This window comes from Streptomyces sp. NPDC005262 (assembly GCF_042872425.1).
Lineage (GTDB): Bacteria > Actinomycetota > Actinomycetes > Streptomycetales > Streptomycetaceae > Streptomyces.
The window spans coordinates 281107-305767 of record NZ_JBIAKK010000004.1 but is presented as its reverse complement, the minus strand read 5'-3'; the positions used below and the strand labels follow the sequence as shown (position 1 = coordinate 305767).

The 24661-nt window shown below is 69.4% G+C and carries 23 protein-coding genes and 1 pseudogene; 21 read left to right on the top strand and 3 right to left on the bottom strand.

Features of this window, described 5'->3' with window-relative positions; all coding sequences use genetic code 11:
* Positions 1-164 precede the first annotated feature (164 nt).
* The 3 genes from ACFYP5_RS14535 (at position 165) to ACFYP5_RS14525 (ending at position 3207) form a co-directional block, all read left to right on the top strand.
* Positions 165-1412, top strand: coding sequence for a site-2 protease family protein (locus ACFYP5_RS14535; protein WP_389035341.1), 1248 nt, complete (start codon positions 165-167; stop codon positions 1410-1412).
* A gap of 51 nt (positions 1413-1463) precedes the next feature.
* Complete coding sequence (locus ACFYP5_RS14530; RefSeq protein WP_030918422.1) at positions 1464-2369, top strand: tRNA (adenine-N1)-methyltransferase; 906 nt, start codon at positions 1464-1466, stop codon at positions 2367-2369.
* Between the two features lie 256 nt (positions 2370-2625).
* Entirely contained in the window at positions 2626-3207 is a 582-nt protein-coding gene (locus ACFYP5_RS14525; RefSeq protein WP_389035025.1) for a hypothetical protein, read from the top strand.
* A 39-nt stretch (positions 3208-3246) separates the two neighbouring features.
* On the opposite strand, the gene ACFYP5_RS14520 is transcribed toward ACFYP5_RS14525, so the two are convergent.
* Complete coding sequence (locus ACFYP5_RS14520) at positions 3247-3558, bottom strand: ferredoxin (RefSeq protein ID WP_030968477.1); 312 nt, start codon at positions 3556-3558, stop codon at positions 3247-3249.
* A 241-nt stretch (positions 3559-3799) separates the two neighbouring features.
* On the opposite strand from ACFYP5_RS14520, the gene arc reads away from it, so the two are divergent.
* From arc to prcA, 6 genes and pseudogenes are all read left to right on the top strand, one after another.
* On the top strand, positions 3800-5566 hold the full coding sequence (gene arc / locus ACFYP5_RS14515; protein ID WP_389035023.1) for a proteasome ATPase: 1767 nt from the start codon (positions 3800-3802) through the stop codon (positions 5564-5566).
* A 236-nt stretch (positions 5567-5802) separates the two neighbouring features.
* Complete coding sequence (gene dop, locus ACFYP5_RS14510) at positions 5803-7314, top strand: depupylase/deamidase Dop (RefSeq protein ID WP_389035020.1); 1512 nt, start codon at positions 5803-5805, stop codon at positions 7312-7314.
* Between the two features lie 120 nt (positions 7315-7434).
* A complete protein-coding gene (locus tag ACFYP5_RS14505) occupies positions 7435-7653 on the top strand; it encodes a ubiquitin-like protein Pup (protein ID WP_266421631.1) in 219 nt (72 codons plus the stop codon).
* Positions 7654-7759: 106 nt separating this feature from the next.
* Positions 7760-7945, top strand: a pseudogene (locus ACFYP5_RS14500) (endonuclease domain-containing protein); the annotation flags it as partial.
* Positions 7897-8742 carry a proteasome subunit beta gene (gene prcB / locus ACFYP5_RS14495; RefSeq protein WP_389035016.1) on the top strand — a complete coding sequence of 282 codons (846 nt, stop codon included), beginning with the start codon at positions 7897-7899 and terminating at the stop codon, positions 8740-8742. The pseudogene ACFYP5_RS14500 and the gene prcB, both read left to right, overlap by 49 nt.
* A 58-nt stretch (positions 8743-8800) precedes the next feature.
* Positions 8801-9616 carry a proteasome subunit alpha gene (prcA, locus tag ACFYP5_RS14490; RefSeq protein ID WP_389035014.1) on the top strand — a complete coding sequence of 272 codons (816 nt, stop codon included), beginning with the start codon at positions 8801-8803 and terminating at the stop codon, positions 9614-9616.
* 68 nt (positions 9617-9684) lie between these two features.
* On the opposite strand, the gene ACFYP5_RS14485 is transcribed toward prcA, so the two are convergent.
* Positions 9685-10716: a LacI family DNA-binding transcriptional regulator gene (locus ACFYP5_RS14485; protein ID WP_389035011.1), complete on the bottom strand. Its 1032-nt coding sequence runs from the start codon at positions 10714-10716 to the stop codon at positions 9685-9687.
* A gap of 139 nt (positions 10717-10855) precedes the next feature.
* On the opposite strand from ACFYP5_RS14485, the gene ACFYP5_RS14480 reads away from it, so the two are divergent.
* From ACFYP5_RS14480 to ACFYP5_RS14425, 12 genes are all read left to right on the top strand, one after another.
* Complete coding sequence (locus tag ACFYP5_RS14480; RefSeq protein WP_389035008.1) at positions 10856-12115, top strand: MFS transporter; 1260 nt, start codon at positions 10856-10858, stop codon at positions 12113-12115.
* A gap of 9 nt (positions 12116-12124) precedes the next feature.
* Positions 12125-13486 (top strand): Pup--protein ligase, encoded by a 1362-nt coding sequence (gene pafA, locus ACFYP5_RS14475; RefSeq protein ID WP_313936447.1) that lies wholly within the window; start codon positions 12125-12127, stop codon positions 13484-13486.
* Positions 13487-13611: 125 nt separating this feature from the next.
* The gene (locus tag ACFYP5_RS14470; protein ID WP_389035005.1) at positions 13612-14547 is read left to right on the top strand and encodes an FKBP-type peptidyl-prolyl cis-trans isomerase; all 936 of its coding nucleotides are present in this window, start codon (positions 13612-13614) and stop codon (positions 14545-14547) included.
* 43 nt (positions 14548-14590) lie between these two features.
* A complete protein-coding gene (locus tag ACFYP5_RS14465) occupies positions 14591-14962 on the top strand; it encodes an FKBP-type peptidyl-prolyl cis-trans isomerase (RefSeq protein ID WP_266987638.1) in 372 nt (123 codons plus the stop codon).
* Between the two features lie 140 nt (positions 14963-15102).
* The gene (locus tag ACFYP5_RS14460; protein WP_389035001.1) at positions 15103-16056 is read left to right on the top strand and encodes a helix-turn-helix transcriptional regulator; all 954 of its coding nucleotides are present in this window, start codon (positions 15103-15105) and stop codon (positions 16054-16056) included.
* Between the two features lie 13 nt (positions 16057-16069).
* A complete protein-coding gene (locus tag ACFYP5_RS14455) occupies positions 16070-17026 on the top strand; it encodes a helix-turn-helix transcriptional regulator (protein WP_389034999.1) in 957 nt (318 codons plus the stop codon).
* Positions 17027-17044: 18 nt separating this feature from the next.
* Positions 17045-17314 carry a hypothetical protein gene (locus ACFYP5_RS14450; RefSeq protein ID WP_389034996.1) on the top strand — a complete coding sequence of 90 codons (270 nt, stop codon included), beginning with the start codon at positions 17045-17047 and terminating at the stop codon, positions 17312-17314.
* A gap of 43 nt (positions 17315-17357) precedes the next feature.
* Complete coding sequence (locus tag ACFYP5_RS14445) at positions 17358-17555, top strand: hypothetical protein (RefSeq protein WP_030918463.1); 198 nt, start codon at positions 17358-17360, stop codon at positions 17553-17555.
* 241 nt (positions 17556-17796) lie between these two features.
* Positions 17797-18087: a Sec-independent protein translocase subunit TatA gene (gene tatA / locus ACFYP5_RS14440; protein WP_030918467.1), complete on the top strand. Its 291-nt coding sequence runs from the start codon at positions 17797-17799 to the stop codon at positions 18085-18087.
* A 62-nt stretch (positions 18088-18149) separates the two neighbouring features.
* Entirely contained in the window at positions 18150-19100 is a 951-nt protein-coding gene (gene tatC, locus ACFYP5_RS14435) for a twin-arginine translocase subunit TatC (RefSeq protein ID WP_389034993.1), read from the top strand.
* Positions 19101-19118: 18 nt separating this feature from the next.
* Positions 19119-20009: a diacylglycerol kinase gene (locus tag ACFYP5_RS14430; protein WP_389034991.1), complete on the top strand. Its 891-nt coding sequence runs from the start codon at positions 19119-19121 to the stop codon at positions 20007-20009.
* Between the two features lie 50 nt (positions 20010-20059).
* The gene (locus tag ACFYP5_RS14425; protein WP_389034988.1) at positions 20060-22891 is read left to right on the top strand and encodes a DEAD/DEAH box helicase; all 2832 of its coding nucleotides are present in this window, start codon (positions 20060-20062) and stop codon (positions 22889-22891) included.
* Between the two features lie 124 nt (positions 22892-23015).
* Here the strand turns inward: ACFYP5_RS14425 and atzF are convergent, their stop codons facing one another.
* Positions 23016-24659 (bottom strand): allophanate hydrolase, encoded by a 1644-nt coding sequence (gene atzF, locus ACFYP5_RS14420; RefSeq protein WP_389034985.1) that lies wholly within the window; start codon positions 24657-24659, stop codon positions 23016-23018.
* Positions 24660-24661 lie beyond the last annotated feature (2 nt).

Sequence of the window (24661 nt, the reverse complement as noted above, 5' to 3'; positions counted from 1 at the left end):
CTCGCCCGCGACGGCGACAGGGACGAGGGTGGCTGCGGCGGCCGGGGCACGGAAGTCATGACGAAGACCCTACGACCCCCCACTGACACTCAGCGGCATACCATCGACCACAGACCCTCGCACACTGCATGATCTTGCCTAACGGCATCGACCGAAGGGACCCCGTGGACGAGAGCGGCGACAGCGGCCGGCCGAAGCCCGGCGCAGGGGGAACCGACCCTGCCGCGCCCGAGAACGGCAAACCGCAACGCCCCCGAGAGCCGGGCGGCGGCCTCCTGATGGGCCGTCCCTTCGGTGTGCCGGTATACGTCGCACCCAGTTGGTTCCTCGTCGCGGCACTCATCACCTGGGTCTTCGGCGGCCAGCTCGAGCGGGTGCTGCCCGAGCTCGGCACGGCCCGCTATCTGGTCTCCCTCTTCTTCGCGATCGCCTTCTACGCCTCCGTACTCGTCCACGAACTCGCCCACACCGTGGTCGCACTCCGCTACAAACTCCCCGTGCGCCGCATCCAGCTGCAGTTCTTCGGCGGTGTCTCCGAGATCGAGAAGGAGTCCGAGACCCCCGGCCGCGAATTCGTCCTCGCCTTCGTCGGCCCGCTCCTGTCGCTGGTCCTCGCCGGCGTCTTCTACGCCGGCATGAAGTTCGTCGAACCCGGCACCGTCCCCGGCGTCCTGCTCGCCGGGCTGATGATCTCCAACCTCATCGTCGCCGCCTTCAACCTGCTGCCCGGGCTGCCGCTCGACGGCGGCCGTATGCTCCGGGCCGTCGTCTGGAAGATCACCGGACGCCCCATGAGCGGCACCGTCGCCGCGGCCTGGGTCGGCCGCGCCCTCGCCGTCAGTGTCCTCATCGGACTCCCCCTCCTCACCCAGACCGGGGGGTTCGGGAACAACACCGACGACATCAGCGGCATGGACACCGTCACCGACGCCCTGCTCGCCGCGATTCTCTGCGCCATCATCTGGACCGGGGCGGGCAACAGCCTGAGGATGGCCCGCCTGCGCGAACACCTCCCCGAGCTGCGCGCCCGCACCCTGACCCGGCGCGCCGTCCCCGTCGAGGCCGCCACCCCGCTCTCCGAGGCGCTGCGCCGGGCCAACGAGGCGGGCGCCCGCGCGCTTGTCGTCGTCGACGGCCACGGCGACCCCAAGGCCGTCGTCCGCGAGGCCGCCATCGGCTCGGTCCCCGAACACCGCCGCCCCTGGGTTGCGGTGAGCACCCTCGCCCAGGACCTCACCGACGGCATGAAGATCTCCGTCGAGCTGTCCGGCGAGACGCTCCTGGACACCCTCCGGGCCAGCCCGGCCACCGAGTACCTCGTCCTGGAGGAGACCGGAGAGATCTACGGCGTCCTCTCCACCGCCGACGTCGAACGCGCCTTCGTCGCCGCCATGGCCCGCCCCGCAGCCTGAGCCGCTCCGGGGGGCGGTCGGAGCCCCGGGAAACACCGGTACGCTGGTCACATGTCTGAACCGACCGGTGCCGCCCGCCGACGTGGGCCCTTCAAGGTCGGGGACCAGGTCCAGCTCACCGACCCCAAGGGACGCCACTACACCTTCACGCTCGAAGCCGGAAAGAACTTCCACACCCACAAGGGTTCTTTCCCGCACGACGAGCTGATCGGTGCGCCCGAGGGCAGCGTGGTCCGAACCACGGGAAACGTCGCCTATCTCGCGCTGCGCCCCCTGCTCCCCGACTACGTCCTGTCCATGCCCCGCGGCGCCGCCGTGGTCTACCCCAAGGACGCGGGGCAGATCCTGGCGTTCGCCGACATCTTCCCCGGCGCCCGCGTCGTGGAGGCCGGCGTCGGCTCCGGATCGCTCTCCACCTTCCTGCTCCGCGCCATCGGCGACCAGGGCATGCTGCACTCGTACGAGCGCCGCGAGGACTTCGCCGAGATCGCCCAGCAGAACGTCGAGCGCTACTTCGGCGAACCGCACCCCGCGTGGCAGCTCACCGTCGGCGACCTGCAGGACAACCTGTCCGACACCGACGTCGACCGGGTCATCCTCGACATGCTCGCCCCCTGGGAGTGCCTGGACGCCGTCGCCAAGGCGCTCGTGCCCGGCGGCATCCTCTGCGCGTACGTCGCCACCACCACCCAGCTCGCCCGGACCGTCGAGTCCATCCGCGAGATGGGCTGCTTCGCCGAGCCGCAGCCCTGGGAATCGATGATCCGCAACTGGCACGTCGAGGGCCTGGCCGTACGCCCGGACCACCGCATGATCGGCCACACCGGCTTCCTCGTCACCGCCCGCCGTCTCGCCGACGGTGTGGAGGCCCCGCTGCGCCGCCGCCGGCCCGCCAAGGGGGCCTACGGAGAGGACTACGACGGCCCCGGCAGCCAGAGCGGCTCCTCCCGCGGCTGACCCCGCGCAACGCACCGGCGCCGCCGCCGAGTTCCCGGACCGACCCGGGAACTCGGCGGCGGCGCCTTTTCGTTGCCCGCGCGGAGTCCGCCGGCACGGGACCGCCGCCGGGAATCGGGATCCGTACCTACCCCCCCGTTCCGCTGCCCTGTGAGGTATGGCACGATGCTGGCCACCCCCACCTACGGCGTTCGCCCCACCGGTCCCGTCGTCCACGGGCATCGCCGAACCACAGGAACCACAGGAGACATCCCGCGTGCAGACCTCCGAGCTCCCGGACCTCGCGCACACCGACACGACGCCGATGCACTGGCTCGCCACCGCGACCGCCATGGCCGCCGTCATCGCCGGGGCAGGCATGCTCCAGCCCGACGACGCGACCGCCTCGGCCTCGACCTCCCACCGCACGACCGCGCAGCACGGCACCGCGCCCGTCGCGGCCCCCGATCCGGCCCGTGTGACCTTTCCGCTCCAGTGCGGGACGGCGGACAGCACCGTCGCCGACCGGGCCCCGGGCGACCTCGACGGAGACGGGCGCCCGGAGACCGTCGCGGTGGTCCACTGCGCGGCCGGATCCGGTACGCCGCCCAGCGGCGTCTATGTCCTCACACAGGGAAGCGGGGCCGCACCCCGGATCGTTGCGACCCTGGTGGACCCCGCGCAGAAGATGAGCGTCGGTGACCTCACCGTGCGTGACGGGATCATCTCCGCCACCCTCCTCGGCTACTCCTCGGCCGAGGTCCCGCGTTGCTGCCCCGACCAGCAGGAAAAGGTGACCTGGCAGTGGCGGAACGGCGCCTTCGTCCGTGCCGCGCAGGGCGAAACGGGCGGCGCCTGACCGGTCACTGCGTGTAGCAGACCGGCCGGGGCGGCCGGATCAGGCAGCCTCGGGGCCGTAGACCTCGACCCTGTCCGAAACGCGCCGTACATGAATGCAGTCGCCGGGACACTCCTTGGCCGAATCGACCACGTCCTGAAGCAGCGGCAGCGGAACGGGCGTCGTCGCCCCCTTGTCCTGCAGCAGCTCGTCCTCGCTGCTCTTCACATACGCCAGACCATCGATGTCCAGCTCGAACACCTCGGGTGCGTACTGCACGCAGATGCCGTCCCCGGTGCAGAGGTCCTGGTCGATCCAGACCTCCAGATCCTGCGTGTCGCTGCCGGTCGGGGCGTCCTGCTGCACGGTCATTTCTCCTGCCGTTTCCTGCGTATCCGAACCAAAAATGGCCAGCCCTGACGGGTGTTGAACGGTTCGACGATACAACCGGCCGCTTTCCGATGTTGAAGGGTGGGTATTCCCCTGGCGTGAGGGAGAGCGCAAGGGTGAAGATCGGACACGTCCCGGAGTCTTTGTGATCTAGGGGTTTCAATCAGCACCCACCCAGGTAGGGTCAGGAAGCGTCCAGCTCCCCTTGGAGGAGGTGAGGACCGTGGCAGCCCACGACGACGACATCAACCGCGGCATCCGGCCCGGGCGGGGGTCTGAAGACCCAGCCGGCCAGGTCGCCTATCTCGAGCAGGAAATCGCCGTCCTGCGACGTAAGCTCGCCGACTCTCCGCGCCATACGAGGATTCTCGAAGAGCGGATCGTCGAGTTGCAGACCAACCTCGCAGGCGTCTCAGCACAGAACGAGCGGCTCGCCAACACCCTGCGCGAGGCCCGCGACCAGATCGTCGCCCTCAAGGAGGAGGTCGACCGGCTCGCACAGCCACCGGCCGGCTTCGGAGTCTTCCTGCAGGGCAACGAGGACGGTACCTGCGACATCTTCACCGGGGGCCGCAAGCTCCGGGTGAACGTCAGCCCCAGCGTCGAGCTCGACGACCTCCGGCGTGGCCAGGAAGTCATGCTCAACGAAGCGCTCAACGTGGTCGAGGCCATGGAATTCGAGCGGGCAGGGGACATCGTCACCCTCAAGGAGATCCTCGAGGACGGCGAGCGGGCCCTGGTTCTCGGGCACACCGACGAGGAACGGGTGGTACGGCTCGCCGAACCGCTTCTCGACATCAACATCCGGCCCGGCGACGCGCTGCTGCTCGAACCCAGGTCCGGCTACGTCTACGAAGTGGTGCCGAAGAGCGAGGTCGAGGAGCTCGTCCTCGAAGAGGTTCCGGACATCGACTACGACAAGATCGGCGGCCTGGGCGACCAGATCGAGCTGATCCGGGACGCGGTCGAGCTCCCCTACCTCCACCCCGACCTCTTCAAGGAGCACGAACTGCGGCCGCCGAAGGGCATCCTGCTCTACGGCCCGCCCGGTTGCGGCAAGACTCTCATTGCCAAGGCCGTCGCCAACTCCCTGGCCAAGAAGGTCGCCGAGGTGACCGGACAGCCCGCCGGCAAGAGCTACTTCCTCAACATCAAGGGTCCTGAGCTCCTCAACAAGTACGTCGGTGAGACCGAGCGGCACATCCGCCTCGTCTTCCAGCGGGCCCGTGAGAAGGCGAGCGAGGGCACCCCCGTCATCGTCTTCTTCGACGAGATGGAGTCACTCTTCCGTACCCGCGGATCCGGCGTCAGCTCGGACGTGGAGAACACCATCGTCCCGCAGCTGCTCGCCGAGATCGACGGTGTGGAGGGGTTGGAGAACGTCATCGTGATCGGCGCCTCCAACCGCGAGGACATGATCGACCCGGCCATCCTGCGCCCCGGCCGACTCGATGTGAAGATCAAGATCGAGCGTCCGGACGCGGAGGCCGCGAAGGACATCTTCGCGAAGTACCTCACGGCTTCACTGCCCCTGCACGCGGACGACCTCGCCGAGCACACCGGCTCCAAGGAAGCCGCGGCGCACGCCATGATCCAGTCCGTCGTCGAGCGGATGTACACCGAGTCCGAGGAGAACCGCTTCCTCGAGGTCACGTACGCCAACGGCGACAAGGAAGTCCTGTACTTCAAGGACTTCAACTCCGGCGCGATGATCCAGAACATCGTCGACCGGGCCAAGAAGATGGCCATCAAGGCCTTCCTCGACCAGGGCCAGAAGGGCCTTCGCGTCTCCCATCTCCTCCAGGCATGCGTGGACGAGTTCAAGGAGAACGAGGACCTTCCCAACACGACCAACCCCGACGACTGGGCCAGGATCTCCGGCAAGAAGGGCGAGCGGATCGTCTTCATCCGTACGCTCGTCACCGGAAAAGAGGGCGCAGACACGGGTCGCTCCATCGACACAGTGGCAAACACCGGGCAGTACCTGTAGAACGCAGACCGGCTGCGGATGCCCGGCCGGGCATCCGCAGCCGGTTGCTTTCCGGACAGCTCCCACGACACCGGAGCAATGACGTAATTGATCTCCCCACCAGCGCAGAGGCGCTCTAGGCTCTTCCGTACCGCCCAGTCGCGCAGTGCGGGGACGGGCACCGCACACGCACCGGACAAGCAGCGGTACTTGAGCGCCGATCCCGGAAGGGAACGCCGCCGGGCAAGGAGGGCCGCATGACCGTACGGCGAGTAATGGGCATCGAGACGGAGTACGGCATCTCCGTGCCCGGACACCCCAACGCCAATGCCATGCTCACCTCGTCCCAGATCGTCAACGCCTACGCGGCGGCGATGCACCGGGCGCGACGCGCCCGCTGGGACTTCGAGGAGGAGAACCCGCTGCGAGACGCGCGAGGCTTCGACCTCGCCCGCGAGACCGCCGACTCCAGTCAGCTGACCGACGAGGACATCGGCCTCGCCAACGTCATCCTCACCAACGGAGCACGGCTCTACGTCGACCATGCGCACCCCGAGTACAGCTCGCCGGAGATCACCAACCCGCGGGACGCCGTCCTCTGGGACAAGGCCGGCGAACGCATCATGGCGGAGGCCGCCGAACGCGCGGCTCAGCTGCCCGGCGCCCAGCCGATCCACCTCTACAAGAACAACACCGACAACAAGGGCGCCTCGTACGGCACGCACGAGAACTACCTGATGAAGCGGGAGACCCCGTTCTCCGACATCGTGCGCCACCTGACCCCGTTCTTCGTCTCCCGCCAGGTCGTCACGGGCGCCGGCCGCGTCGGCATCGGCCAGGACGGCCACGAGCACGGCTTCCAGATCAGCCAGCGGGCGGACTACTTCGAGGTCGAGGTCGGCCTGGAGACCACGCTCAAGCGCCCCATCATCAACACCCGCGACGAGCCGCATTCCGACGCCGAGAAGTACCGCCGCCTCCATGTGATCATCGGCGACGCGAACCTGTCGGAGATCTCCACGTATCTCAAGCTCGGCACCACCGCGCTCGTCCTGTCCATGATCGAGGACGGCTTCATCAATGTCGACCTCGCCGTCGACCAGCCGGTGCGCACCCTGCACCACGTCTCCCACGACCCCTCGCTGCAACACCTGATCACGCTGCGCAGCGGTCGGACGCTCACCGCGGTGCAGCTCCAGATGGAGTACTTCGAGCTCGGCCGCAAATACGTCGAGGAGCGGTACGGGGCGGACGCGGACGAGCAGACCAAGGACGTCCTGATGCGCTGGGAGGACACCCTCAACCGGCTGGAGAACGATCCGATGAGCCTCTCGGGGGAGCTCGACTGGATCGCCAAGCGGGAGCTCATGGAGGGCTACCGCCGGCGCGACAGCCTGGACTGGGACGCGCCCCGGCTGCACCTGGTGGACCTCCAGTACGCCGACGTGAGGGCCGAGAAGGGCCTCTACAACCGCCTGGCGGCCCGCGGCAAGATGAAGCGCCTGCTGGACGAGAACGAGGTCGAGCAGGCCCGTACGAAGCCTCCGGAGGACACCAGGGCGTACTTCCGCGGCCGCTGCCTGGAACAGTACGCGGACGACGTCGCCGCCGCCTCCTGGGACTCGGTCATCTTCGATCTGCCGGGCCATGACTCGCTGCAGCGGGTGCCCACCATGGAGCCCCTCCGCGGGACCCGTAACCACGTCAAGGAGCTCCTGGACCGCTGTCGTACGGCGGAAGAGCTGGTCCGGGTGCTGTCCGGCGGCTGAAATGGCCGCGATCAGGGAATCATCGAGATGGCCCCCGTGCGTTGAGACAAGTACCGGGCCAATGTCGGACCCCGTAGGTAGGGTCTGATCAAGTGCTTCGAACCGAGCGGGGTGAGCTACATGGCGACCAAGGACACCGGCGGCGGACAGCAGAAGGCGACACGCTCCACCGAGGAGGTCGAGGAGCAGGCGCAGGACGCGCAGGCTTCGGAGGACCTCAAGGATCGGCAGGAGAAGCTGAGCGACGATGTCGACTCGGTTCTGGACGAGATCGACGACGTCTTGGAGGAGAACGCCGAGGACTTCGTCCGTTCGTTCGTTCAGAAGGGTGGACAGTAGTCCACTCATGTGAACAAGGGGGAGCGGGGTGGTGCGCGCGGTACGGGCGAAAGAAGCCCGTGCCGCGCGGCCGCAACAGGCACTTCGGACTCCGCAAGCTTCCCTCGCAGACCATGTGGATCACCGCCACGAGACGGGTAGGGTCCGTGGCGTACTGTGCTTCAACTGCAATTCGGCCATCGGCACGTTGGGAGATGATCCTGACACCTTCCGCAGGGCCATCGCATACCTGGAGGGAAACGCGTGGAAGCCAACACTCGTAGCACCGGGCGTCTACCAGCTGCCTTCCTGACGCCGGGATCCTCTTCGTTCATGGACTTCCTGTCCGACCAGTCGCCCGACATGCTCCCCGGCAAGCGGCACCTGCCGCCCCTGCAGGGGGCCATCGAGGCACCGCACGGGACGACCATCGTCGCCGCGACGTTCCCGGGCGGCGTGGTGCTCGCCGGTGACCGGCGGGCGACGATGGGCAACATGATCGCGCAGCGCGACATCGAGAAGGTCTTCCCGGCCGACGAGTACTCGGCGGTGGGCATCGCCGGCACGGCCGGTCTCGCGGTGGAGATGGTCAAGCTCTTCCAGCTGGAGCTGGAGCACTTCGAGAAGGTCGAGGGCGCCCAGCTCTCCCTGGAGGGCAAGGCGAACCGGCTCTCCACGATGATCCGCAGCAATCTGGCCATGGCCATGCAGGGCCTCGCCGTGGTCCCGCTCTTCGCCGGCTTCGACGTCGACCGCGAGAAGGGCCGGATCTTCTCGTACGACGTCACCGGCGGGCGGTCCGAGGAGGTGGGCTACGCGGCCACCGGCTCCGGATCGATCTTCGCCCGCGGGTCGATGAAGAAGCTCTACCGCGAGGACCTGACGGAGCAGCAGACACTCACCCTGGTCGTACAGGCGCTGTACGACGCCGCGGACGACGACTCGGCGACCGGTGGTCCGGATGTGGCCCGGCGGATCTATCCGATCGTCACCGTCATCACCGACGAGGGCTTCAGGAGGCTCACCGAGGCGGAATCCTCCGAGATCGCCCGGGCGATCCTGGAGCGCCGGCTGGAACAGCCCGACGGCCCGCGTGCCGCGCTGCTCTGATTCCCGTTCCAGGGCCTCTTCGATGGACTCGTCACTGACAGAAAGGGACGGATAGCCGGTGTCGACGCCGTTCTATGTCTCACCTCAGCAGGCCATGGCCGACCGGGCGGAATACGCCCGGAAGGGCATCGCCCGTGGTCGCAGCCTGGTTGTGCTGCAGTACGCCGACGGCATTGTGTTCGTCGGCGAGAACCCGTCCCGTGCGCTGCACAAGTTCAGCGAGATCTATGACCGGATCGGTTTCGCCGCTGCCGGTAAGTACAACGAGTACGAGAATCTGCGTATCGGCGGTGTCCGGTACGCAGATCTGCGCGGATACACATACGACCGTGACGATGTGACGGCCCGCGGACTGGCCAACGTCTATGCGCAGACTCTGGGCACCATTTTCTCCAGTGCGGCCGAGAAGCCGTACGAGGTGGAGCTGGTGGTCGCCGAAGTGGGCGCCAGGCCCGAGGGCGACCAGATCTACCGGCTGCCGCACGACGGCTCGATCGTGGACGAGCACGGCTCGGTCGCGGTCGGCGGCAACGCGGAGCAGATCAGTACGTTCCTGGACCAGCGCCACCGGGACGGGATGACGCTGGCCGAGGCGCTCAAGCTGGCCGTGCAGGCGCTGTCCCGTGATCCCAACGGGAGTGAGCGGGAGATCCCCGCCGAGCGTCTCGAGGTGGCGGTCCTGGACCGTACGAGGCCTCAGCAGCGGAAGTTCAAGCGGATCGTCGGGCGGCAGCTGGCACGGCTGCTGGAGGCGGACGGTGGCTCCGCGCCTACGGACGCCCCCTCCGACATCGAGGACGGCGAGGGTTCCGAGTCCTCCGCGAGCTCGACGGATGTCACCAAGTCCAGTGATTCCGGTGGCGACGTGGAGTAGTCCACCGAGAAGTGGTCCATCGCTGTGTCCATGCCCCGGTCCGCCGTTCCCGGCGGGCCGGGGCACAGTCATGACCGAGGCGGCGGGGGCGCGGTGGAGCCGCGCACGACCAGGTGCACGGGCAGGCTGCCGGGTTCGGCCGGGCGGCCGTCCAGGACGGCCAGAAGGGCGGTCATGCCGCGCTCGCCGACCTGTTCCGCGGGGAGCCGCACGGTGGTGAGTTCGGGCTCGACGGCGGTCGCCAGGGCCAGATCGTCGAAGCCGGTGACGGAGACGTCATCGGGGACCCGGAGCCCGAACCGGCGGGCCGCCTTGCAGGCGCCCGCGGCGAGGATGTCGTCGTCGCAGATGATCGCGGTCGGCCGGGGGCCGGGGGCGGCCAGCGCGTGCTCCGCGGCCTCCCGGCCGGCCCGCACGTCGAGCGCTGCCGGCACGGTCCGTACGACGGTGCCCGGCACCCGCTGTACGGCCTCGTGGACGGCCCGGGCGCGGACGGCGAAGGTCCAGGAGTCGATGGCCGACGCGAGGTGGATGAAGCGGCGGTGGCCGAGGTCGAGCAGATGGTCCGTCACCTGCCGCATGCCGTCGGCGATGTCGAGGTTGACGTGGGCCGCGACACCCGTGTCCGCCGGATCGCTGTCCAGCATGACCAGGGGCAGGTCGGCGCCGTGCAGGGCGCCGAGTGCGTCGGCGGCCATCGAGGAGGCGATGACCCCGTCGAGTGCGGCGCGGGCGGAGGCGAAGGGGTCCCGGGCCGGCCCCGTGCCGTCGGGGGAGGGGTACAGGACCACCCCGAAGCCGTGCTCCGCGGCGACCGCGGCGGCGCCGGTGTAGACGCGGGCGAAGAACTCGTTCGTGAGGGCGGGGACGACCAGGAGCGCCGTCCTGGTGCGGCCGAGGCGGAGGCTGCGGGCGGCGAGATTCGGCCGGTAGCCGAGGTCCTGGGTGGCGCTGCGGACCCGCTCGGCGGTGGCCTCGGAGACCCTGCCACGCCATTTGTCGGCCAGCACGAGGGAGACGGTGGCCTGCGAGACGCCTGCGGCCCGCGCGACGTCGCGGCTGGTGGGCCGGGCCGGGGCGGGCTGTGATGCGCTGGTCACTGGGACCTCCGGACGGGTGCGGTGCTGGTGCGAGCGGCGAGGTGGACCTGTGGACTGGGCACATGGTACGTATGAACCTCGACGTTATACGTAAAACGTCGGGCGTCGGAAGGACGTCCGAGAGAGATGGGGGCGAGACATGGCCGCGGGATATCTGGACATCCTCCGGGCGCGGTACGCCACCCGGCTGCTGGTCGGCACACTGGTGGGCCGGCTGCCCAGCGGCACGGCGCACATCGCGATCGTCCTGTTCACCCGCGCCGAGGGCGGCAGCTACACCCTCGCGGGGGCGCTCGCGGCGGTGTACGGCCTCTCCACGGCGGTCGGGCAGCCGCTGCTGGGCCGGGCCGTGGACCTGTACGGCCAGCCTCGCGTCCAGCTCCCCGCGTCCGTGCTGTCCGCGCTGGGCATGGCCCTGCTGGCCCTGGTGGGCCTCGGATCGCTGCCGCTGGCCTACGCGGCCGTGATGGTGGCCGGCGTCTGCACACCGCCGCTGGAGGGCGGCCTGCGGGCCCTGTGGCCGACGGTCCTGGGGCGCGAGGACCGGGTGCACCGCGCGTACGCCATGGACGCGGTGGCCCAGGAGGTCATGTTCACGGTGGGGCCGCTGCTGGTGACAGTGCTGGTCGCGCTCTGGTCGCCCGCCGCCGCGCTGCTCGTCATCAACGCGATCGGGGTGCTCGGGGCGCTCTCGGTGGTGGTCTCGGAGCCCTCCCGCACCTGGCGTTCGGCGCCCCGCGAGGCGCACTGGCTGGGCGCTCTGCGGTCACCGGGCCTGCTGGCGCTGCTCGGTTCCTTCTTCTTCGTCGGACTCGCCCTGGGGTCGATCACGGTGGCGGGTGTCGCGTACGCCGACGACCACGGCCGGGAGTCGGTGTACGGCTGGCTGATGGCCGCGCTCGGACTGGGCGCGCTGATCGGCGGCGTGGCGTACGGGGCGTGGCAGTGGGCCGGGGCGCCGGAGCGCAGACTGCGGGCCATCGTCGCACTGCTGGCGCTCGGCTACCTGCCGCTCATGCTCACGCCCGGGGTGGTGCCGATGACCGTACTGTCCGCGCTCGCCGGGGTGTTCCTGGCGCCCGCGATCGCGTGCTCGTTCATCGTGGTGGACCGGCATGCTCCGCGGGGCACGGTGACGGAGGCATTCTCCTGGCTCGTGACGACCTTCGGAGTCGGCGCGGCGGCGGGAACGGCCTTGGCGGGCCCGGCCGTAGAGCTGGGCGGGACGGCGCAGGGCTTCGCCGTCGCGGGGGCCGGTGGGGTGGTTGCGCTGCTGGTTCTGCTGGCCACGGGAAGGGTCCTCGCAGTTCCCGGGCGTACGCCGGTTGCTGTGCGGGTATCGGAAAATGATCGAAACGGTGCTGTCGAACCCGGTTTCAGCTCGGGCCATCAGGCGTAATGTTCAGTCATGGACCGCCGCATTTTCGGGCTGGAGAACGAGTACGGCGTCACGTGCACGTTCAGGGGACAGCGCCGACTGTCTCCTGACGAAGTGGCGCGCTACCTCTTCCGCCGTGTTGTGTCATGGGGCCGCAGCAGCAATGTCTTTCTGCGGAACGGCGCCCGCCTCTACCTCGACGTGGGATCGCATCCGGAATATGCAACCCCCGAATGCGACAATCTGACCGAGCTGGTCACCCACGACAAGGCAGGCGAGCGCATTCTCGAAGGCCTGCTCGTCGACGCCGAACGCCGCCTGCACGAGGAGGGAATCGCGGGCGACGTCTATCTCTTCAAGAACAACACCGATTCGGCGGGAAACTCCTACGGGTGTCACGAGAACTACCTCGTGGCACGGCACGGAGAATTCTCCCGGCTCGCGGACATCCTCATTCCCTTCCTCGTCACGAGGCAGCTGCTCTGCGGAGCGGGCAAGGTGCTGCAGACCCCGCGCGGCGCGGTCTACTGCGTCAGCCAACGTGCCGAGCACATCTGGGAGGGCGTCAGTTCCGCGACGACGCGCTCCCGTCCGATCATCAACACGCGTGACGAACCGCACGCCGACGCGGAGCGGTACCGCCGCCTCCATGTCATCGTCGGCGACTCGAACATGTCCGAGACGACGATGCTGCTCAAGGTCGGCGCGACGGACCTGGTGCTCCGGATGATCGAAGCGGGCACGGTGATGCGCGATCTGACACTGGAGAACCCGATCCGGGCGATCCGCGAGGTCAGCCACGACATCACGGGGCAGCGCAAGGTCCGCCTCGCCAGCGGCCGTGAGGCGTCGGCCATCGAGGTGCAGCGCGAGTACTACGAGAAGGCCGCGGACTTCGTCGATCGCCGCGGCATCCGCACCGGCACCGTCGCCCAGGTCCTGGAGCTGTGGGGCCGCACGCTCGACGCGATCGAGGCCGAGGACCTCGACCGGATCGACACCGAGATCGACTGGGTGATGAAGTACAAGCTCATCGAGCGGTACCGGGCCAAGCACAACATGACCATGTCGCATCCGCGGGTCGCCCAGATAGATCTGGCGTACCACGACATCCACCGTCGGCGCGGGCTGTACTACCTGCTGGAGCGGAAGGGGCAGGCCGCCCGTATCTGCAACGACCTGAAGATCTTCGAGGGTAAATCGGTGCCCCCGCAGACCACCCGGGCGCGGCTGCGCGGCGACTTCATCCGAAGGGCGCAGGAGCAGCGGCGGGACTTCACCGTCGACTGGGTCCATCTCAAGCTCAACGACCAGGCGCAGCGCACGGTGTTGTGCAAGGACCCGTTCCGTTCGGTGGACGACCGAGTGGAGAAGCTGATCGCGGGTATGTGAGCCGGCGCAGGACGCGCCTCGGCACTTGTGCGACTCGGGCCCCGTACGTCCTCGTACGGGGCCCTGTGCACGCCCTAGAGTGTCGGGGACTCAACCATCTGTGTCGTCTGAGATCTGAGGAACCAGTGCGCCGACTTGCCGCCCTTCTCGTTGTCCCCCTGCTGCTGTTGACGGCGGCGTGCGGTGGCGACGGCAAGGGCTCCGACTCCGCCTCGAAGAACGGATTCCCCGCGATCACCGCGGGGGCGAAGTTCGGCGAGAAGCCCACCTTGTCCAAGGGACAGGGCGATCCGCCCAAGGAGCTGAAGACGCAGGTCATCAGTGAGGGTGATGGCGCGAAGCTCAAGAACGGCGACGCGATCCAGGTCAACTACCTCGGACAGGCGTGGGACTCCACCAAGCCGTTCGACAACAGTTTCGACCGCAAGCAGCCCTTCGATCTGACGCTCGGTGCGGGCATGGTCATCAAGGGCTGGGACCAGGGCCTCGTCGGCCAGAAGGTCGGCAGCCGCGTCGAGCTGGTCATTCCGCCGGACCTCGGTTACGGCGCACAGGGCCAGGGCGACATCAAGCCGAACGCCACTCTCGTCTTCGTCGTGGACATCCTGAAGGCCACGCAGATCCCGACGTCCGCCAAGGGCACCGCGGTCGCCCAGGACAACGTCGACCTGCCGAAGGTGGGCACCAACACCGACGGCAAGGCGCCGTCGGTCAAGATCCCGGAGAAGACCGACCCGCCGAAGAAGCTGGTCTCCAACTACGTCCTGGAGTCCGACGGCGACGTCATCAAGGAGACCGACAGCGTCGTCGTGAACTACGTGGGCCTGCTGTGGAAGGACGGAAAGACGTTCGACAGCACCTACGCCCAGGGCAAGACCCAGACCTTCCCGCTGGCCCAGGTCACGCTCAAGGGCCTGAAGAACGGTCTGATCGGCAAGAAGATCGGCAGCCGTGTCCTGCTGGTCATCCCGCCGGACCAGGCGTTCGGCGACAAGGCGCAGCAGTCCATCCCCGCCAATTCCACCCTGGTGTTCGCCGTGGACCTGCTGGCGAAGATGTAAGACTGTCCCGGTTGTCCAGTTCATCATTTGGAGGAGCAGTTCAGTGAGCATCGAGAAGCCCGAGATCGACTTCCCGGGTGGCGAGCCGCCGGCCGACCTGGAGATCAAGGACATCTGGGAGGGCGACGGCGCGGTCGCCAAGGCCGGCGACATGGTCAAGGTCCACTACGTGGGCGTGGCCTTCTCCACCGGCGAGGAGTTCGACGCCTCCTGGAACCGCGGCACCCCGCTGCAGTTCCAGCTGGGTGTCGGTCAGGTCATCTCCGGCTGGGACCAGGGCGTGCAGGGCATGAAGGTCGGCGGCCGTCGCCAGCTGACCATCCCCGCGCACCTTGCCTACGGTGACCGCGGCGCCGGCGGCCGTATCGCCCCGGGCGAGACGCTGATCTTCGTCTGCGACCTGGTCGCCGTCTGACATCCGTCCCCGGACGCATCACGAGGGCCCGTGCTCGACTGCACGGGCCCTCGTTCCGTCCGGTGTGGGCCCTCGCTTTCGTCCGGACACCCGGGAGCGGTACGGTCGATCGTCGTAGAGCAAGTAGAAAAGGGGCGTCGATGGCCATTGCCAAGGCCGAGCGGCTGATGAACCTGGCGCTGTGCCTGCTGGGGACCCGGCGCCCGCTCAGCAAGCGCGAGCTGCGCGGGTCCATCGAGGCGTACCTCGAAGCGGGCTCCGACGATGCCTTCAACCGGATGTTCGAGCGCGACAAGGACGATCTGCGCGAGCTCGGTCTGGTCATCGAGACCGTGGAGAACCTGGACGGCGACACCGGTTATCTGGCCCGCCGGGACAGCAACCGGCTGCCGCCGATCACGCTGGACGCCGAGGAGGCCGCGGCACTCGGTCTGGCCGCGAAGGTCTGGCAGCAGGCCCGGCTCGCCGGTGCGGCCAGTGGGGCGCTGCAGAAGCTGCGGGCCGCGGGGATGCCGGAGGCCGAGGACGCGTACGAGGTTCACAGTGCACTCGAACCCCGCATTCCGGTGCATGAGACCGCATTCGAGCCGTTGATGCTGGCGTGCCGCGACCGCCGTCCGGTCACCTTCGACTACCGCAAGGCCAACGCCGCCCGGCCCGAGCAGCGCCAGGTCGAGCCCTGGACACTGGAGTGCTGGCGCGGGCACTGGTATCTGGCGGGCTGGGACCGGGGCCGTGGCGCCGAGCGGGTGTTCCGGCTGTCCAGGATCACCGGCCGGGTCCGCTCGCGGGCCGGGGCCTTCACCGCCGAGGTGCCCGATGTGGTGACCGTCCGGGAGACCGTCGAGAGCTGGGCCGGGGAGACGGCGACCCGGACCGCGCTGATCAGGCTGCGGTCGGGTTCCGGTTACCCGCTGCGGTCGCGTGCGATATCCGTGCGGGAACTCGGAGACGGCTGGGACGAGTTGGAGATCCCGTACGGGCACGGTCTGGACGCCTGGCTCGTCGAGTTCGGCCCGGACGTCGTCGTGCAGGAACCCGCGGACCTGCGGGCCGATGTGGTGGACCGGCTGCGCGCCGTGGCCAAGGACTGAGGGGACCGTATTCATGGCGACGAACGCGATCGACCAGACGCGCCGGTTGCTGTCCCTGGTGACGTATCTCCGGGAGCGACCCGGCGCCCACGTGCAGGACGTGGCCCGTGCTTTCGGGATCACCGAGGACGAGCTGATCTCGGACCTCGATGTGCTCCCCATGTGCGGGACGAGCTTCCGCGGCGGCGATCTGCTGGACATCGACACCGACGGCGACCGGATCTGGTGGCACAACCCGGACGACGTCGCCGAGCCGCTGCGGCTCGCGGCCGACGAGGCGACGGCTCTGCTGGTCGCCGCGCGCGCCGTGGCCACGCTGCCGGGGCTGCGGGAGAGCGACCGGCAGGCGCTGCTGCGGGCCACCGCCAAGCTGGAGACGGCGGCCGGCGAGGCGGCGGCGGCGAGCTCCCGCCTCTCGGTCACCTTCGAGTCGGAGGGCGGCGTCTTCGCCGATGTCGACCGGGCGATCTCCGAGCGGCGCAGGCTGTGGCTGCGGTACTACTCACCCGCGCGCGACGAGCTCACCGAGCGCGAGGTGGACCCGATCCGGCTGTTCGCAGTGGGGCACACGTACATGGAGGCCTGGTGCCGGCTCTCCGAGGACCGGCGCACGTTCCGGCTGGACCGGGTCGCCGAGATCCGGCTGCTGGACGAGCCGTCCGCACCCCCGGAGCTGGAACTGCGGGATCTCTCCGAGGGGCTGGTGCAGCCGGCGGCCGAGGATCCCGAGGTCGTGATCGAGGTGGGGCCAGGTGGCCGCTGGGTCGCCGAGTACTACCCGCACGACAGCGCGGAGGAACTGGCCGACGGCGGACTGCGGATCACGTTGCGCACCCCCGATCCGGCCTCGCTGCGCAGGCTGGCGCTGCGGCTCGGCGGGGAGGGGCACATCGTCGCCCCGCAGGAGCTGGCGCAGAGTGCGCGGCAGGCGGCTCGGGCGGCGCTGGCCGCCTATGACGGCCCGGCCTGAGTGGATACCTGAGGAGATATGGGCAATATGTTTGTGGTGTCGGGTATCTCGACCGTGGTGGTACCCGAGTCCGTACGGTTCAAGGCGGCCTGCCCGGACTGTCGCGGGCGCTTCGAGCTCGCGGCGGGCGCCCTGCGCCTCGCCATCGGCGCCAGCCGCCGTACCACGTTCTACACCTTCACCTGCCCGGAGTGCGGAGCAGCCGTCCGCAAGCCCGCCGGGGAGCGGATCATTGAGCTCCTGACCGGCGGCGGCGTACGGACGCTCCGCCTCCACGCCGGGCTGTAGCACTCCGGACATCGGCCCACCTAGACATATCGAGGCTCTGCGCATGTTCTGGCCCATGCTCGCCATCGCCCTGGGGTTCCTCGGCATCGCCGTCCTCGGCGTGCTGGCCGTCAAGGTCTTCGTCGAGGCCCAGCGCCTGGGGCACCAGGTCACCCGCACCACTCAGCGCATCAACCGGGCGGCCGAGGATCTCGAACGGGCCGCCACGGATCTCGCAGCCACCGGTGAATCCCTGCGATAGGCCAGGTCCTTCGGGTCGGGCCGGTCGATCGGGGAGGGCGCGGCCTCCAGTTTCTCAGGTTCGGGGGGTACGCTGCACTGGCGGCCCTGAGAGCGAGGCATGGGCCGTAATCGCAAGGATGCATGGGTATTGCCCTGCGTTTACTCCTGCGGGATACGATCGCTGACAGTACGAAGATCGGACGTCTGTCCGACGTTCGATCAGCCCCACCCCTGCTGCCTCGGTGAGAAGGTACACGCATATGTTCGGAAGGCTCGGCGCTCCCGAGATCATCCTGATCCTCGTCGTCATTGTTCTGCTGTTCGGCGCGAAGAAGCTTCCTGACATGGCTCGCTCGCTCGGCAAGTCGGCCCGCATCCTCAAGAGCGAGGCCAAGGCCATGAAGTCGGAGGGCAACCCGTCGGCCACTCCCGCCGACCCGCCGCACGACCCCGCTCAGGACCAGGCGGCCCCGCGCACGATCAAGGCCGCGCCCGGCGATGTGACGAGTTCGCGACCGGTCGCCGAGCCGACCGACTCGACCAACCGCTGACAACCGGGCCGACGCAGGCGCCGTGATCGGTGACGGCCTGCTGCACGAGATGAGGACGTGGGTTGCTCAAGTCTGCCCGCAAACAGGAGACGGACCCCGAGGGCCGCATGCCCTTGGTGGAGCACCTGCGTGAGCTGCGCAACCGGCTGGCGAAGGCTCTCCTGGCGATCGTCGTCGTCACGATCGTCGCCGCGTTCTTCTACAAGGGGATCATCGAGTTCTTCACCGACCCGGTGCTGAAGGCGGTCGGTTGCGATTCGAGCTTCGCCGAACTCGCCAAGAAAGAGGACGGCACCTGTGCGCGCATCGTCCTGAACGGCCTGCTGACCCCGTTCACCCTTGCGCTCAAGGTCTCCCTGATGGCAGGCGTCGTCCTTTCGTCGCCGATCTGGCTCTACCAGCTCTGGGCGTTCATCGCCCCGGGACTGCACAGGCACGAGAAGAAGTACTCGCTGGCCTTCGTCGGCGCGGGCTTCCCGCTCTTCCTCGCCGGTGGCTTCTTCGCGTACAAGACGCTGCCCACGATGGCCAAGGTACTTCTGGACTTCTCGCCGGCCGGTCTGGACAACCAGCTGCCGCTCGATGACCTGCTGGACCTGATCACGCGCATGGTGGTGGTCTTCGGGCTCTCCTTCGAGCTGCCCCTGCTGCTCGTCATGCTGAACCTCGGCGGCGTCATCACGGGCAAGCGGATGCTTGGCTGGTGGCGCGGCATGATCATGGGCATCACGGTCTTCGCCGCACTGGCGACGCCCAGTACGGACCCGCTGACCATGCTGGCGCTCGCCGGGCCGATCTGGGTCCTGTACTTCTGCGCGACGGCGCTCTCCCTCCTCAACGACCGCCGCAAGGCACAGCGTGCGGCGGAGGGCCCCGCCGATGACGAGGCGTCGGAGCTGGACCTCACCCCTGAGGACGTCGGTGAGATCGAACCGGTCTCGTCCGTCGGTTCGCTGCCGGCGCAGTCGGGGCCGGACCGTGACCGGGTGAACGGTTACGACGACATCACCTGACCTTGTAAGGTCCCCCGGGTGACCAGCGAGATCACCCTTTTCGTCAATCCCACCGCAGGACGCGGCCGGGGCGCGCACGCCGCGCAGCCGGCCGCTTCGGCATTGCGGGACGCCGGATTCTCCGTACGTACGGTCCTGGGCGAGGACGCCGACGACGCGCTGCGGCGGGCCCGTGAGGCGGTCGACGGCGGGACCGGCGCACTGATAGCCGTGGGTGGGGACGGCATGATGTCCCTCGCCCTCCAGGCCGTGGCCGGGACCATGACGCCGCTCGGTGTGATCGCCGTCGGTACCGGCAACGACTTCGCCCGCGCCCTCGGTCTGCCGATACGGGACCCGGCCGCCGCGGGGCGGCTGGCCGCCGAGGCGCTCAAGGGCGGGGCGATCAGGGACATCGACCTCGGCCGGGTCGGCGACCGGTGGTTCGGGTCCGTGCTCGCCTCCGGCTTCGACTCCCGGGTCAACGACCGGGGCAACCGGATGCGCTGGGTCGGCGGACGGTTCAAGTACGACCTCGCGATCCTCGCCGAACTCGCCGCGTTCCGGACGATCCCGTACCGCATCAGGCTCGACGGGGGGCCGGTCCAGGAGATCGAGGCGACACTCATCGCGGTCGGCAACGGCTCCACCTACGGCGGGGGCATGCGGATCTGTGCGGACGCCGTCATGGACGACGGGCTCTTCGACGTGACCGTCGTCGGCGACTGCAGCCGCACGACGCTGCTCAAGGTGTTCCCCCGGGTCTACCGGGGCACGCACCTCGACCACCCCGCGGTCACCGTGCACCGGGTCTCGTCGATCGAGCTGGCCGCCGCCTCCGTCACCGCCTACGCGGACGGCGAACCGCTCGGTGCGCTGCCGCTCACCGCCACGTGCGTGCCGGCAGCGGTCAGGGTTCTTGTGCAGTGAAATAAAGATCGCGCTGACTGTCAGAGGTGACGGGTACGCTCGTAAGCAAGATGACAGAGGACCTCTCACCAGCTGAGCGATACCAGGCATTCCGGATCCGCGCCGCCGAGCAGGCCACGGCACTCGCGCCCTTCCGCGAGATGTACGAGTTCGATCTGGACCCGTTCCAGATAGAGGCATGCAAGGCCCTGGAAGCGGGCAAGGGGGTGCTGGTCGCCGCCCCGACCGGGTCGGGCAAGACGATCGTCGGCGAGTTCGCCGTGCATCTCGCGCTCCGTCAGGGCCGCAAGTGCTTCTACACCACGCCCATCAAGGCCCTGTCGAACCAGAAGTACGCCGATCTGGTCAAGCGCTACGGCGCGGACAAGGTCGGCCTGCTGACCGGCGACAACAGCGTCAACGCCGATGCCCCGGTGGTCGTCATGACCACCGAGGTGCTGCGGAACATGCTGTACGCGGGCTCGCAGGCGCTCCGCGGCCTCGGACATGTCGTGATGGACGAGGTGCACTACCTCTCCGACCGCTTCCGTGGCGCGGTGTGGGAGGAAGTGATCATTCATCTGCCGGATTCGGTGACGCTGGTGTCGCTGTCGGCGACCGTGTCCAACGCCGAGGAGTTCGGCGACTGGCTGGACACCGTCCGCGGCGACACCGAAGTGATCGTCGCCGAGAGCCGGCCCGTGCCGCTCTGGCAGCACGTGCTGGCCGGCCGCCGGATGTACGACCTCTTCGAGGAGGAGACCGACCACGGCGGCCGTGGCGCCGGCCGCCGAGAGGTCAACCCCGACCTCGTCCGGCTCGCCCGCATGGAGAACCAGCGCGGGTACAACCCGCGCGAGCGCCGGCGCGGAAAGATGGTGCGCGAGGCGGACCGCGAACGCGAGCGGCGCCAGCGCAGCCGGATCTGGACCCCGTCCAGGCCCGAGGTCATCGACCGGCTGGACGCGGAAGGGCTGCTGCCCGCGATCACGTTCATCTTCAGCCGGGCCGGCTGCGAGGCCGCCGTGCAGCAGTGTCTGCAGGCCGGACTGCGGCTCAACGACGAGGGCAGGCGCCGGCTGGTGCGGGAGATCGTCGAGGAGCGGACCGCGTCCATCCCCGGCGAGGACCTCCATGTCCTCGGCTACTACGAATGGCTCGAAGGGCTGGAGCGGGGTATCGCCGCGCACCACGCGGGCATGCTGCCGACCTTCAAGGAGGTCGTCGAGGAGCTGTTCGTACGCGGGCTGGTCAAGGCGGTCTTCGCGACGGAGACCCTCGCCCTCGGCATTAACATGCCCGCGCGCTCCGTGGTGTTGGAGAAGCTCGTCAAGTGGAACGGCGAGCAGCACGCGGACATCACCCCCGGCGAGTACACCCAGCTGACCGGTCGTGCCGGGCGACGCGGGATCGATGTCGAGGGCCATGCGGTGGTGCTGTGGCAGCGCGGCATGGACCCGGGAGCGCTGGCCGGACTCGCGGGTACGCGCACCTATCCGCTGCGGTCCAGCTTCCGGCCCTCGTACAACATGGCCGTCAACCTGGTGCACCAGTTCGGGCGGCACCGGTCGCGCGAGCTGCTGGAGACCTCGTTCGCACAGTTCCAGGCCGACCGGTCGGTCGTCGGGATCTCCCGGCAGGTGCAGAAGAACGAGGAGGGCCTGGCGGGTTACCGCGAGGGCATGACCTGCCACCTCGGTGACTTCGAGGAGTACGCGCGACTGCGCCGCGACCTCAAGGAGCGGGAGACGGAGCTCGCCAAGCACGGTGCGTCGCAGCGTCGGGCGGCGGCTGCGGCGTCCCTGGAGAAGCTGAAGCCGGGCGACGTCATCCACGTTCCGACCGGGAAGTTCGCCGGGCTGGCGCTGGTGCTGGACCCGGGGCTGCCGGCCGGGCGGGTCAACGGTCACCGGGGGCTCGAATACTACGACGGGCCACGGCCGTTGGTGCTGACCTCCGAGCGGCAGGTCAAGCGGCTCGCCGCGATCGACTTCCCCGTGCCGGTCGAGGCCGTGGAGCGGATGCGGGTGCCCAAGTCGTTCAACCCGCGGTCGCCGCAGTCCAGGCGCGATCTGGCCTCGGCGCTGCGGACGAAGGCGGGGCACATCGTGCCGGAGCGGCACCGCAGGGGCCGGGCCGAGGCCGCCGACGACCAGCAAATCGCCCGCTACCGGGCCGAGTTGCGGGCCCACCCCTGCCATGGGTGCGCCGAGCGCGAGGACCATGCGCGGTGGGCGGAGCGGTACCACCGCCTGCAGCGGGACACGAAGCAGCTGGAGCGGCGGATCGAGGGGCGGACGAACACGATTGCCCGCACCTTCGACCGGATCGTCGCGCTCCTCACCGAGCTGGACTACCTGCGGGGCAACGAGGTCACCGAGCACGGGCGGCGGCTGGCCCGGCTGTACGGCGAGCTGGACCTGCTGGCGAGCGAGTGCCTGCGGGCCGGGGTGTGGGAAGACCTGAACCCGGCGGAGCTCGCCGCGTGTGTGTCGGCGCTGGTGTACGAGGCGCGGCAGGCGGACGACGCGGTGGCGCCGAAGCTGCCGTCCGGGCCGGCGAAGACGGCGATGGCCGAGATGGTCCATATCTGGGGGCGGCTCGACGCGCTGGAGGAGGACTTCAAGATCAACCAGGCGGAGGGGGTCGGGCAGCGGGAGCCCGATCTCGGGTTCGCCTGGGCGGTCTACATGTGGGCGTCGGGGCGGACGCTGGACGAGGTGCTGCGCGAGGCGGAGATGCCGGCAGGGGACTTCGTGCGGTGGTGCAAGCAGGTGATCGATGTGCTGGGGCAGATCGCTGCCGCGGCACCGGGGGGCGGGGACAGCTCCGTGGCTCGCAATGCGCGTAAGGCGATGGATGCGGTGCTGCGGGGGGTCGTGGCTTACAGCTCGGTGGGGTGACGGGGCCTCTGCCCCGGCCCTCAGCCCTCGGCGGCGACAGGGCGGGGCCGGGCGGATCGGGCCGCCGGTCCCGGGGGTGAGGGCCGGGGGCCGGCGGACAGGACCGCGCCGACCGTGCTCCCGGTCAGCGGCCGAGGTAGGCGCGCCAGCCGCCGTGCACCGTGATGTCCGTCGCGTTGCGCAGGGCGTAGGGCTCGCACAGGAAACCGGGGGCGGTTGTGCCGTCCGAGAGTTCCACCCGGCCCAGCGCCATGGGGGACGGGAGCTCCGAGGTGAGGCGGCCCAGACCCTCAGGGGGCAGTTCCCACACCTCCACCTCGATCGCGGCGCCGCCTTCGCCGACCCGTTCCAGGCCGGGCTTGGGCGGCTCGGTGCGCAGGGCGTGCAGGCGGTACACGGGGGCTGTGGTCGTCGTACGGAGCAACTGGGCACCCACGGCGAGAAGTTGAGGATTCAGGGGCTGGCCCGTCAGATGAGCGCCTGCGACGACGAGCCTGGCGGGCGGGGTCAGCAGCGCGGTGATGCGGGCCAGGCGTTCATCCGTGTGGGCCGGACCGATCAGCATCACGCCGAAGGGGCGTCCGGCCACGTCGCCTGCCGGGGCGGCCACCGCGCACAGGTCGAACAGGTTGGTGGAGTTGGTGAACCGGCCCAGCCGTGCGTTGGCGCCCAGTGGGTCCGCGGCCACCTCCGCCGGCGCGGGGTGACCCGGGGCGGTGGGCAGGAGCAGGGCGTCGGCGTCGGAGAGGGCCGTCATGGCGGCTTCGCGCAGAACCGCCAGTCGGTCCCGGTCGGCGAACAGACGGTGTGCCGGGACGTCCCGGGCCGCCGTGATGATGTGGGCGACGGTGGGGTCGAGATCGGCGGCGGGGGCTGTGTCGATGAATGCGCCGACCGCCGTGTAGCGCTCGGCCACGAACGCTCCCTCGTACAGCAGGGCGGCCGCTTCGAGGAAGGGGGCCAGGTCCACCGGTTGCAGGTGCGCGCCCGCCGCGCGGAGGCGGCCGGCCGCTGCCTCGTACGCCTCCGCCCAGCCGGGGTCCAGCTCGCCCAGCTGCCCGGTCGCCGGGACCGCGATCCGCCAGGGACCCGGTGTCCGGGCGGGCGCGGACTGCGGCGCGGCCGTGCTCATCAGGGCGAGCGCCTGCTCGGCCTCGGGGAGCGTACGGGCGAAGACGGTGACACAGTCCAGGCTTGCGCAGGCCGGGACCACACCCTCCGTCGGGACCAGGCCGCGGGTCGGCTTCAGGCCCACGATCCCGTTGAACGCGGCCGGGATCCGGCCGGAGCCCGCGGTGTCGGTGCCGAGCGACAGGTCGGCGATGCCGAGCGCGACGGCGACCGCGGATCCGGAGCTGGAGCCTCCGCTGATCAGGGACGGGTCATGGGCGTGGCGGACCGCTCCGTAGGGGGAGCGGGTGCCGACCAGCCCCGTCGCGAACTGGTCGAGGTTGGTCGTGCCGATCACCAGGGCTCCGGCCGCACGGAGGCGGGCCACGGCCGGGGCGTCGGCTGTCGGTTCGTACGCGTACGACGGGCAGCCCGCGGTGGTGGGCAGGCCGGCGACGTCGATGTTGCCCTTGACGGCCAGCAAGCGGCCGGCGAGGGGGAGATGTTCCCCCGCGGCCACGCGGGCGTCGAGAGTTCCGGCCTCGGCCTCCACCTCGGGCAGCGGGCGCAGGTCGATCCAGATCTCCGGGCGGTCGACGGCCTCGATCCGGGCATGGGCGGCGCGAACCCGGGCCAGCACGGGTGTGGGCGTGGTCATGT